The organism is Bacillus shivajii (assembly GCF_020519665.1).
GTDB classification, from domain to species: Bacteria; Bacillota; Bacilli; order Bacillales; family Salisediminibacteriaceae; genus Bacillus_CA; species Bacillus_CA shivajii.
The window spans coordinates 2,545,748-2,557,685 of record NZ_CP084703.1 but is presented as its reverse complement, the minus strand read 5'-3'; the positions used below and the strand labels follow the sequence as shown (position 1 = coordinate 2,557,685).

Here is an 11,938-nt window from a genome sequence, read left to right as displayed (position 1 = left end):
TATTACAAAGGAGGTGGACAGGATGGCATTAACTCAAGAACGTAAAAATGAAATCATTCAAGATTTCAAAACTCACGAGAATGATACTGGATCTCCAGAGGTTCAAGTAGCTATCCTAACTGAGCAAATCAACACGCTTAACGAACATTTACGTACTCATAAGCAAGATCACCATTCACGTCGTGGTCTTCTAAAAATGGTTGGTCAGCGTCGTAACTTACTTACGTACTTACGTAATAAAGATGTTACTCGTTACCGTCAGCTTGTTGACAAACTTGGTTTACGTCGATAATTATTAAGAAAGCGGGCATTGCCCCGCTTTTTTTCGTGTATGAACATACTTTTCATGAACCAACACATTCTCTTCAATGACAATATCGAGCTTAAGTTCCTCATTCTTCATATCGACAAACTATTTCCTCTTTTAATAATTTTTGATATGATAAGTTTTAGAGAAAATGCAACAGGTGATTGTTTCCAATTTCACCTTATAAAACAATTTTTAGTTCAACATGTTTAGTACATAAAAAATAGCCAACAATAAAATAGTAGGCGAATTTAAAGGACGAGAGGGGTTACTCGTAAGATGGAACAAGAAAAACAAATTTTTTCAATGGAATGGGCCGGTCGAACATTAACAATTGAAGTCGGCAAATATGCAAAGCAAGCAAATGGTGCGGTTATGGTGCGCTATGGTGATACTACTGTATTATCAACAGCAACAGCATCGAAAGAACCAAAGGATTTACCATTCTTCCCACTAACAGTTAACTATGAAGAGCGTTTATATGCAGCGGGTAAAATTCCAGGTGGATTCATTAAACGTGAAGGTCGACCTAGTGATCATGCTGTATTAACTAGTCGCTTAATTGATAGACCTATAAGACCGTTATTCCCGGATGGATTTAGAAATGATGTACAAGTTATTAGTATCGTCATGAGTAATGACCAAGAATGTTCATCAGAGATGGCAGCAATGGTAGGGTCGTCGTTAGCACTTTCAGTTTCTGATATTCCTTTTGCAGGTCCGATTGCTGGAGTCACAATAGGTAGAATCGATAATGAATTTATCGTAAACCCAACACCAGCTCAACTAGAAGAAAGTGATATTGATTTAGTTGTAGCAGGTACAAAAGATGCAATTAACATGGTAGAAGCTGGAGCGAAAGAAGTTCCGGAAGAAACAATGTTAGAAGCAATTATGTTCGGGCATGAAGAAATTAAACGTTTAATTTCCTTCCAAGAAGAGATTATTGAAAAAGTAGGAAAAGAGAAATTTGAAGTTCAGTTACTAACATCTGATCAAGACTTAGAAAAAGAAATTCGTGAAAAAGCAGAAGCTGACTTGAGAGAAGCTGCATTAGTAGTTGAAAAACATGCAAGAGAAGCGGCGATTAAAGAAGTGATGGATCGCATTACTGAAGAATATACAGATGAAGAAGACGATCGCTCAGGTGAAGCAAAAGAGATTTTAAATAAAATCTTCAAAGATGTTGTACGTAAGTTAATCACAAAAGATAAAATCAGACCTGACGGAAGAAAAATTGATGAAATTCGTAAATTAACTTCTGAAGTAGACATTCTAGCAAGAACTCACGGTTCAGGGTTATTTACGCGTGGACAAACTCAAGCATTAAGTGTATGTACACTTGGGGCACTTGGTGATGTTCAAGTATTAGATGGACTTGGAATTGAAGAGTCAAAACGTTTTATGCACCATTATAACTTCCCACAATTTAGTGTAGGAGAAACAGGCCCAATTCGCGGACCAGGGCGTCGCGAAATTGGTCACGGTGCTTTAGGTGAACGAGCACTTGAACAAGTCGTCCCTTCTGAAGAGGAATTCCCATATACAATTCGACTCGTTTCTGAAGTTCTTGAATCAAACGGTTCAACGTCACAAGCTAGTATTTGTGCAAGTACTTTAGCAATGATGGCTGCAGGTGTTCCAATTAAAGCGCCAGTTGCTGGAATTGCCATGGGTCTTGTAAAAGACGGAGATGACGTATCAGTTCTTACAGACATCCAAGGAATGGAAGATGCTCTTGGTGATATGGACTTTAAAGTTGCAGGTACATCAAATGGTGTTACCGCATTACAAATGGATATTAAAATTGAGGGAATCGACCGCGAAGTCTTAGAAGAAGCACTTGCTCAAGCGAAAGATGGTCGTATGAAGATTCTCGAAAACATGTTATCTGCGATTCCAGAATCAAGAAAAGAACTAAGCGACTATGCGCCAAAGATTTTAACAATGAAGATTAATCCTGATAAAATCCGTGATGTCATTGGACCAAGTGGAAAAATGATCAATCAAATTATTGAAGATACAGGCGTTAAGATTGATATTGAGCAAGATGGAACAGTATACATTTCATCTACTGAGCAAGAAATGAACTTAAAGGCGAAGCAAACGATCGAAGATATTATTAGAGAAGTTGAAGTCGGTCAAACATATTTAGGAAAAGTTAAGCGGATTGAGAAGTTTGGTGCATTCGTTGAATTGTTCAAAGGAAAAGACGGTCTTGTTCACATCTCTCAATTAGCAAAAGAGCGTGTGAATAAAGTCGAAGATGTTGTTTCAATTGGAGATGAAGTTTTAGTTAAAGTAACTGAAATCGACAATCAAGGACGTGTGAATTTATCACGAAAAGCTCTCCTACCAGAAGAGACAAAAGAATAATAATAGACTGGGGGAATACCCAGTCTTTTTCTTTACAATTTAATAATGTATAAATTATTTGCATAGTTCTTTAATTGTCGTAGCAAAATTTAAAAGTGCGACTCTGTTATTGCCATACAGGCTTACATTCGACGAGTATCCTTTATACATTTGGCACTTTTACATACATAATGATCAATCGTTCTATCCTCACTCATTTATGCATAACTTTTAATGAGGGGGAGGGACAAGTATGTTTAAAAAAGCAGTTATACAATTTTGTACATTTGTTATCATATTTATTATTACATTTTCTAGTACACAACACCCAATAACTAAAGGTTACATTATGGAATTACATGACCGAGCGGAAGTGGTTATGAAGAATGAAGATCCATTATATTTGGAAATATTAAGTAAGAAGGAAAGTTATTCAATCGCTCCTCAAGATGCTGTCATCGATAAAGTTTGGAAAGCGATACCTGGCCTTAATGGAATGAAAATAAATGTAGCAAAGACATATGAAAAGATGAAACAAACTGGAACTTTCAATGAAAGAGAGATCGTTTTTGACGAAGTTTCCCCTAAGGTTACATTAAAAGATCTACCGCCTGCTCCAATATATCGAGGCAATAGTGAGAAAAAAATGGCTTCATTTATGATAAATGTTGCTTGGGGCAATGAATATATCCCAGAAATTTTAAAGACCTTAAATGATAATAATATAAAAAGTACTTTTTATTTAGATGGTTCCTGGGTGAAAAATAATCCGAAACTTGCTAAGATGATTGAAGAGGAAGGTCATGAAATTGGAAACCATGCCTATTCACACCCAAATATGAAAAATTTGTCTAAGTCTAGAATTGAAGAAGAAATTGTAAAGACAAATGAAATCATAAAAGCAACTTTAAATGAAAAGCCTGAATGGTTTGCGCCGCCTAGTGGAAGCTATAGACAAGACGTAGTTGACGTGGCAAGAGAACATGGGTTATACACGATATTATGGACTGTAGACACGGTAGATTGGAAAAAGCCTAACCATACAGAGATGGCTAACCGTGTGATAAGAAAAACAGAAGCAGGTTCATTAATTTTAATGCACCCGACATCGTCAACAGTTAAAGGGTTACAAATGATGATTGATGGAATTGAGAAAAAAGGGTTAACCTTAGGTACAGTAGGAGAAACATTAAGTGAGAAAAGAAATCATATAAACAGTCATTAACTGGAAGTAAAGTTATAGGAGGTACATCGTGATTAAGCGCTTCGTAGGAGATAATGGTTTAAGAATTGTTTTTGAACCAAACCATACCGTTCGTTCCGTATCAGTAGGAATTTGGATAGGAACAGGATCAAGGTTTGAAAGTAAAGAAGAAAATGGTGTTTCGCACTTTTTAGAGCATATGTTTTTTAAAGGAACAAAAACAAGAACAGCTCAAGAAATTGCTGAGTCTTTCGATTCAATTGGGGGACATGTTAATGCATTTACATCAAAAGAGTATACTTGCTATTATGCAAAGGTTTTAGATGAGCATGCCAAGCATGCTGTTGATGTGTTGTCAGATATGTATTTTAATTCAACTTTTGAAACAAAAGAACTATCTAAAGAAAAAGGTGTTGTTTTAGAGGAAATCAAAATGTGTGAAGACACACCAGATGATATTATCCACGACTTATTAAGTACAGCATGCTATGGTGACCATTCGTTAGGCCTTCCAATCTTAGGAACTGAGGATACATTGCAAAATTTCTCTGCAGATTCACTTAGAGACTATATGAATCAATTTTATCATGCAGGTAATGTCGTCATTTCAATATGCGGTAACGTTGATGAATCATTTGTTGAATATGTACAAGACGTTTTTTCGTCAATGAAGTATTCATCAGTAGAAAAGAAATTACAAAAACCTCAATTTAATCAAAAATATTTGACAAGAAAGAAAGATACAGAACAAGCACATTTCTGTCTAGGTTATGAGGGACTTCCAATTGAAGATGAAAATATATATAGTTTAATCCTTTTAAATAATGCTCTAGGAGGTTCTATGAGCAGTCGCTTATTCCAAGAGGTCCGTGAGAAAAGGGGATTAGCATACTCTGTATTCTCATACCACTCTTCTTTCCATGACTCTGGGATGCTTACAATTTATGCAGGTGCAGCTCATGAACAAGTAAATGATTTATTCGATATTATGATGCATACTGTAGATGGTTTAAAGGACAATGGTATTACGGAAAAAGAGTTGAAAAATGGAAAAGAACAGCTAAAAGGAAGTCTTATGCTCGGATTAGAGAGTACAAATAGTCGTATGAGCCGAAACGGTAAAAATGAGTTAATGCTAGGGCGTCACCGTGGTTTAGATGAAATTACAGAAAAAATTGACAAAGTGACAATGAATCAAGTTCAAGATACAGCAAATAAAATATTTTCTGATCGTTACGCGTTGACGTTAATAAGTAAGGATGGGGAGTTACCAAAAAACGTTCATTAATTTCTCTTCAATTTTCACAGCATGTTTAAGGTCCTAAAACATATGATGGTATAAACAACTAGAGGAGGGACCAAAAATGAGACTAAGTGAAATTGGAAATAAAGAAATTATTGATTACTCTAAAGGTGAACGTCTAGGAGTACTCGGTCAAACAGACTTACTCATTGATGAAAAAAATGGGCAAATTGAAGCGTTTGTCATCCCAACATTAAAGTGGTTCGGTTTAGGTAAACGTGAGAAAGAAGTTACTGTTTATTGGAAACAAATAAAAAAGATCGGTACCGATATGATCATTATCGACGTATAAAGTTAGTAAGCACATGTCTAAAAAGGCATGTGCTTTTAATTTTGTTAAACTCTGTTGTGCTTTCCTCTAACAGTTTATTAAATACAAGTTCTTCATATATGAAAGTTTAAAAAAATTTACCATGAAGCTTTAAAAAGGAATATTTAAGCTTCGTGAACGAGCGATTACAATATTTTTATAAAAAATCAAATTAAACTCATGTCCACCTCTCACACGTATCATGACAAATACATAAGATGTGGTGAGTTGGTCATCGTAAGCAAGTTCCCCTTCGTAAAAAAATGAGTATAGAAAGGGGAGAAAGTAATTTGTTGACAGGGATGCATGTCGTCATTATTGGTGGGGATGCCAGACAGCTAGAAGTCATTCGTAAATTATCAGAACAAGATGCAAAGGTTTCATTAATAGGTTTTGAACAATTAGATGATGGATTTGCTGGTGCAAACAAACACACTTTTCAAACCATTGATCCGAAAACAGTAGATGCAGTCATATTACCAGTAAGCGGAGCCAATCAAGAAGGTGAAGTTGAGTCCATCTTTAGTGGAGAAAAATTAACCATTGATGAAAAGTGGCTAAAAGAAACACCGAATGAAACAGTCATTTATTCTGGTATTTCAACTCAGTATTTAAAAAAGCTAACACAACAAACAAATAAAACGTTAATCGAAGTTTTTGACAGAGATGATGTTGCAATTTACAACTCGATCCCAACAGCTGAAGGGACGGTTATGATGGTGATCCAGCATACGGATATTACCATTCATGATTCTAAAGTACTTGTTACAGGGTTAGGTCGAGTTGGAACGACTGTTGCACGTACGTTTCAAAGTCTAGGTGCTTCAGTATCAGTTGCAGCTAATGAATCTGATTTAAGAGCTAGAGCTTTTGAAATGGGTTTTAAAGCATTTGACCTTTCGCAATTAGAAAAAAAGGTTATAGATACTGATGTTGTCATAAATACAATACCTGCAAAAGTAGTCACAGGTGAAGTTTTATCAAAAATGCCACCTCATACATTAGTCATAGATCTTGCTTCAAAGCCTGGAGGAACGGATTTTAGATATGCAGAAAAGCGTGGGATTAAAGCGTTGTTAGCTCCAGGTTTGCCTGGAATCGTTGCACCGAAAACGGCAGGGAAAATCATTGCTAATGTATTATCAACCCTTTTATTTGATCAATGGGAAGTGCTAAAAGGAGGAAATTAGTCAATGTCTTTAAAAGGTAAGCACATTGGTTTTGGATTAACTGGTTCACATTGCACATATGATGAAGTGATACCTGAAATGGAGAAGCTTGTAAAAGCAGGAGCAAAAGTAACGCCATTTGTTAGTTATACCGTACAATCGACAGATACGAAGTTCGGGAAAAGTGAAGATTGGATTGAAAAGATTAAAAGTGTGACAGATGAGCCAATCGTTGACTCAATTGTCAAAGCAGAGCCATTTGGTCCGAAGACTCCATTAGACTGTATGGTCATTGCTCCTTTAACAGGTAACTCTACGAGTAAGTTTGCGAATGCATTGACAGATTCCCCTGTACTAATGGGAGCAAAAGCAACCTTACGAACAGGAAGACCTGTCGTCTTAGCCGTTTCTACAAATGATGCTCTAGGATTAAATGGTGTCAATGTTATGAAATTAATGGCAACGAAAAATATATATTTCGTCCCATTCGGTCAAGATCATCCGTTTAAAAAGCCGAACTCATTAGTAGCAGATATGACAAAATTAAAAGATTCGGTTGAATATGCAATAGAAGGGAAGCAATTTCAACCAGTTCTCATTGAAAGGTACAAAGATTAGTGAAAAATTTCTCAAATACTGATAGAATAAAAACATGGTTATAGTGAGCATACATTCATTCGTAGTTAAGACCTTCTTAACTACGTTATATTTTTATTCCTGTGATTAAGCATAGGGCTTATGTTCACTGATATTAAACTTATCTATATTCCATCTTAGACATTGCATAAGAATTAATAGAAATGGGAGGAGTACATGACATGACAAAGCAAAATGGATACAATGTTGCAGTAGTTGGTGCAACTGGAGCAGTAGGACAAAAAATGTTAGAAACTCTTGAAAGGTTGGAATTTCCTGTAGCCTCTTTGCTGCCATTATCCTCAAAACGTTCAGCAGGGAAAAAAGTATTATTTAAAGGCGAAGAAGTAACTGTGCAAGAAGCAGCCCCAGAGGCGTTTAAAGGGATAGATCTAGCACTATTTAGTGCAGGCGGGTCTGTATCAAAGGCTCTCGCATCAGAAGCAGTAAAACATGGTGCTATTGTTGTTGATAATACAAGTGCATTTAGAATGGATAAAGATGTACCACTTGTTGTACCTGAAGTGAATGAAGATGATTTGAAAAATCATCAAGGGGTAATTAGTAACCCTAACTGTTCAACGATTCAAATGGTCGCTGCTTTAGAACCATTACGCAAAGCTTTCGGTTTAGAGCGTATTATTGTTTCAACGTATCAAGCAGTTTCAGGTGCAGGTGTAGATGCTATTGATGAAATGTATTTACAGTCTAAACAAGTGCTAGAAGGTGAAGAAACGACAAAAGAAATCTTACCTACTGGTGGAGATAAAAAACATTATCAAATTGCTTACAATGCAATTCCGCAAATCGATAAATTCGAAGATAATGGGTATACATTTGAAGAATTAAAAATGATGAATGAAACGAAAAAGATTATGCATGATGAGAATTTAAGTGTTGCTGCAACTTGTGTAAGATTACCGGTTGAAACAGGACATTCGGAATCAGTGTTTATTGAAGTTGAAAAAGAAGATGTTACCGTTGAAGATATTAAGAACATCCTAAATGAAGCGCCTGGCGTTACTTTACAAGATGATCCAGCAAATCAAATTTATCCAATGGCTGTTGATGCAGCAGATAAAGATGATATTTTCGTTGGTAGAATTCGTCAGGATTTAGACCGTAAAAACGGATTCCACTTATGGATCGTTGCAGATAACCTTTTAAAAGGAGCAGCACTAAACTCTGTACAAATCGCATTTTCACTTAAAAAGCTAGGTTTACTAGACAAATAATACGTAAAAATTCGAACAATTAATACGTCATGAGGTGGAATATGAAGATCATCGTTCAAAAGTTTGGGGGTACATCCCTGAAAAATGAAGAAATGCGTAATATGGCAGCAGGTCATGTTATGCAAGCATTAAAAGATGGGAAAAAGGTTGTAGTTGTCGTTTCAGCAATGGGAAGGTCAGGTGATCCTTACGCCACGGATACTTTAATAGACCTTGTTGGTGGGGCACAAAACCATACTTCAAAAAGAGAACTAGATCTATTAGCATCATGTGGAGAGACAATTTCATCAGTGGTTTTCTCTCATTTACTTCAAGAAAAAGGTGTGAAATCAATAGCTTTAACTGGCGCACAAGCAGGATTTCGCACAACCGAAGATTATACAAATGCTAAAATTACCGAAATGAAAGTAGATGGTTTGAAAAACGAATTATTAAACTACGATGTTGTTGTCGTAACTGGTTTTCAAGGGGAGACACCTAAAGGGACAGTTGCTACTCTAGGTAGAGGCGGCAGTGATACATCTGCAACGGCATTAGGTGCAGCTTTATCTGCAGAAGTCGTTGACATCTTTACAGATGTAGAAGGGGTCATGACGGCAGATCCTAGAATCGTAGATAAAGCAAAAACGTTAAATGTCGTCACATATAATGAAATTTGTAATATGGCTTACCAAGGTGCAAAAGTTATTCATCCACGCGCAGTGGAAGTGGCAATGCAAGCAAAGGTGCCAATCCGGATTCGATCTACTAAAAGTGAGGATGAAGGTACGCTAATTACATCAAGTACGACTAATCTAGTTGGAAGAGATGTAGAAGAACGTCCTGTGACTGGAATCGCTCATGTAAATGGTGTTACACAAATAAAAGTGTTTGCTAAAGATGGGCAATACGATTTGCAAGCAAAAGTATTTAAAGCGATGGCAAAAGCAAATATATCTGTAGATTTTATTAATATTCACCCAATGGGTGTCGTTTATACAGTAAATGATGAAGTTTCAGATGAAGCCATCAGTATTTTAGAGGAAATGGAGTTATCTCCAGAAGTAGTGAGAAATTGTGCGAAAGTTTCTGCGGTTGGAGCAGGTATGACTGGTGTACCTGGGGTAACGTCACGAATCGTTGAATCATTAGCTAAGCAAAATATCCAAATTTTGCAATCAGCAGATTCTCATACGACGATTTGGGTCCTTGTAAAAGGGCATGATATGAAAGAAGCAGTTAATGCATTACACGAAATGTTTTTAGACAGCAAAGATTAACATGTTTAAGGAGTTGTGAAGAGTATGAATTTCGGCCAAGTAATTACGGCAATGGTCACCCCCTTTGATTCAAAGGGGAATGTTGACTTTCAAAAAACGACGAAATTGATCGATTATTTAATTGATCATGGGTCTGATGCTATTGTCGTTGGAGGCACTACAGGGGAGTCTCCTACATTGTCATCTGAAGAAAAACTCGCATTGTATGAACATTCAGTTAAAGCGGTAAATGGTAGAGTTCCAGTAATAGCAGGAACTGGATCGAATAATACGTATGCATCTGTTGAATTTACAAGAAAAGCGGAGAAAACAGGCATAGATGGTATTATGCTTGTTACTCCTTATTATAATAAGCCATCTCAAGAGGGTCTCTATGCTCATTTTAAAACAATAGCGGAAAAAACATCCCTCCCGGTCATGCTATATAATGTGCCTGGAAGGTCTGTTGTAAATATGTTACCTGAAACAGTCATTCGTTTATCAAAAATTAATAATATCGTTTCAATTAAAGAAGCGAGTGGTGATCTAGAGCAAATGACAACCATTATTGCAAGTACTCCTAGTGACTTTACTTTATATTCAGGGGATGATGGTCTAAGCTTACCTTGTGTGTCAGTAGGAGGAGCAGGGATTGTTTCAGTTGCTAGCCACGTTATTGGCAATGACATGAAAAAGATGGTCCAATCTTATAAAGATGGAAATGTTGAAGAAGCTGCAAAGATTCACCAGCGTATTTTACCGATCATGAAAGGTATGTTTATAGCACCAAACCCTGTAGCTGTAAAAACTGCCTTGCAAATGAAAGGCTTGGATGTTGGCGGTGTCCGTTTACCATTGTTACCATTATCTTCTGAAGAGCGTCATACATTAGCGGAATTACTTGGCTTAAGTAAGAGTGAATAAGGATAATTAAGTGAATATGACACCGGTCGTATAAAAGGGCTGACTCATGAACAAAGTTTATGACTCCACTGCTATATAGGGGGACTCAAAAACTTGTGAGTCAGCCTCTTTTTAATTTTTTTATTATCGACCTGCTTTTTGTTTATTTGGGAGAATTAAGTTTTATACATGAAAATAACCGCTCGGTTCCATACTACTTTTTAGAGGGCTTTGTTAATGTATGATACGTGCAACATTGCCTAATAGAAAGGAGTGGCACATATATGAACGAAACACCGAATACACAACAACCTCAGCAACCTCAACAACCGAATCAAGATGAGAAGAAAACCGAAGGTGGTAAAGATGGAGGGATTATTGATAAGATCCAACAGCTAGGTCAGACAAATGTCCCCCAAATGGAACAGTCGAATATTCATGTTCTTACCATTGTTGGTCAAATAGAAGGGCATATGCAACTTCCTCCACAAAATAAAACAACAAAATATGAACATATGATTCCACAGCTTGTTGCAGCAGAACAAAACCAGAAAATTGAAGGACTATTAATTATTTTGAATACAGTTGGTGGTGATGTAGAAGCAGGACTAGCATTATCAGAAATGATCTCATCAATTTCGAAACCGACTGTAACGTTAGTTTTAGGTGGAGGTCATTCAATCGGTGTACCAATTGCAGTTGCATCTGACTATAGTTTTATAGCAGAAACAGCAACAATGACCATTCACCCTGTACGTTTAACAGGACTAGTGATTGGAGTACCACAAACTTTTGAGTACTTAGATAAAATGCAAGATCGTGTTATTAGCTTTGTAACAAGACACTCTAATGTAACAGAAGAAGACTTTAAAGAATTAATGCTATCAAAAGGGAATTTAACAAGAGATATTGGTACAAATGTCATTGGAGCAGATGCTGTTTCGCATGGAATTATTAATGAAGTCGGTGGTATCGGTCAAGCGATGAAGAAGTTAAATGAACTGATCGAACAACACAAACAGATGGGTAGTAAGGATGTTGTTCAATGATTTTATATACGTATCAGCCTGCAGAGTCAGTCTTTCCTGTTGAAGAAGCCGCTTATAATAAACAAGAAATGGTTAGTATCCCAGGTGGCCAATTACTGGTAGAAAGACAAGAAGATCAAACGTACCGCATCGTTCGACTCTTTTCAACTGACCCAAACTTATACTTAAATTCACAATATGAACCTGGTAAGATGTATCAAAAAAACAATTAACGATCATGGAAAAATCC

Annotated in this window: 12 protein-coding genes; all 12 read left to right on the top strand. The window is 36.5% G+C overall.

Annotation, left to right across the window (positions count from 1 at the left end; translation table 11 throughout):
• Window positions 1-22 precede the first annotated feature (22 nt).
• The 12 genes from rpsO to LGQ02_RS12415 all read left to right on the top strand — a co-directional run bounded on the left by rpsO (window position 23) and on the right by LGQ02_RS12415 (window position 11,921).
• Window positions 23-292, top strand: a complete 270-nt coding sequence (gene rpsO, locus LGQ02_RS12470) for a 30S ribosomal protein S15 (RefSeq protein WP_226514697.1) — start codon at window positions 23-25, stop codon at window positions 290-292.
• Between the two features lie 294 nt (window positions 293-586).
• Window positions 587-2,683, top strand: coding sequence for a polyribonucleotide nucleotidyltransferase (gene pnp / locus LGQ02_RS12465; RefSeq protein ID WP_226514696.1), 2,097 nt, complete (start codon window positions 587-589; stop codon window positions 2,681-2,683).
• Window positions 2,684-2,915: 232 nt separating this feature from the next.
• On the top strand, window positions 2,916-3,887 hold the full coding sequence (locus LGQ02_RS12460) for a polysaccharide deacetylase family protein (protein ID WP_226514695.1): 972 nt from the start codon (window positions 2,916-2,918) through the stop codon (window positions 3,885-3,887).
• 28 nt (window positions 3,888-3,915) lie between these two features.
• Window positions 3,916-5,154 carry a M16 family metallopeptidase gene (locus tag LGQ02_RS12455; RefSeq protein WP_226514694.1) on the top strand — a complete coding sequence of 413 codons (1,239 nt, stop codon included), beginning with the start codon at window positions 3,916-3,918 and terminating at the stop codon, window positions 5,152-5,154.
• 76 nt (window positions 5,155-5,230) lie between these two features.
• A complete protein-coding gene (locus tag LGQ02_RS12450; protein ID WP_226514693.1) occupies window positions 5,231-5,461 on the top strand; it encodes a YlmC/YmxH family sporulation protein in 231 nt (76 codons plus the stop codon).
• Between the two features lie 308 nt (window positions 5,462-5,769).
• Complete coding sequence (dpaA, locus tag LGQ02_RS12445; protein ID WP_226514692.1) at window positions 5,770-6,669, top strand: dipicolinic acid synthetase subunit A; 900 nt, start codon at window positions 5,770-5,772, stop codon at window positions 6,667-6,669.
• A 3-nt stretch (window positions 6,670-6,672) separates the two neighbouring features.
• A complete protein-coding gene (locus LGQ02_RS12440; protein ID WP_226514691.1) occupies window positions 6,673-7,266 on the top strand; it encodes a dipicolinate synthase subunit B in 594 nt (197 codons plus the stop codon).
• Window positions 7,267-7,466: 200 nt separating this feature from the next.
• Entirely contained in the window at window positions 7,467-8,519 is a 1,053-nt protein-coding gene (gene asd, locus LGQ02_RS12435) for an aspartate-semialdehyde dehydrogenase (RefSeq protein ID WP_226514690.1), read from the top strand.
• A 41-nt stretch (window positions 8,520-8,560) separates the two neighbouring features.
• Window positions 8,561-9,778: an aspartate kinase gene (dapG, locus tag LGQ02_RS12430; RefSeq protein WP_226514689.1), complete on the top strand. Its 1,218-nt coding sequence runs from the start codon at window positions 8,561-8,563 to the stop codon at window positions 9,776-9,778.
• Between the two features lie 24 nt (window positions 9,779-9,802).
• Window positions 9,803-10,681 (top strand): 4-hydroxy-tetrahydrodipicolinate synthase, encoded by an 879-nt coding sequence (gene dapA / locus LGQ02_RS12425; RefSeq protein WP_226514688.1) that lies wholly within the window; start codon window positions 9,803-9,805, stop codon window positions 10,679-10,681.
• A 263-nt stretch (window positions 10,682-10,944) separates the two neighbouring features.
• A complete protein-coding gene (locus tag LGQ02_RS12420) occupies window positions 10,945-11,709 on the top strand; it encodes a ClpP family protease (RefSeq protein ID WP_226514687.1) in 765 nt (254 codons plus the stop codon).
• Window positions 11,706-11,921, top strand: a complete 216-nt coding sequence (locus tag LGQ02_RS12415) for a YlzJ-like family protein (RefSeq protein WP_226514686.1) — start codon at window positions 11,706-11,708, stop codon at window positions 11,919-11,921. The genes LGQ02_RS12420 and LGQ02_RS12415 overlap by 4 nt, the downstream gene beginning before the upstream one ends.
• Window positions 11,922-11,938: the final 17 nt, after the last annotated feature.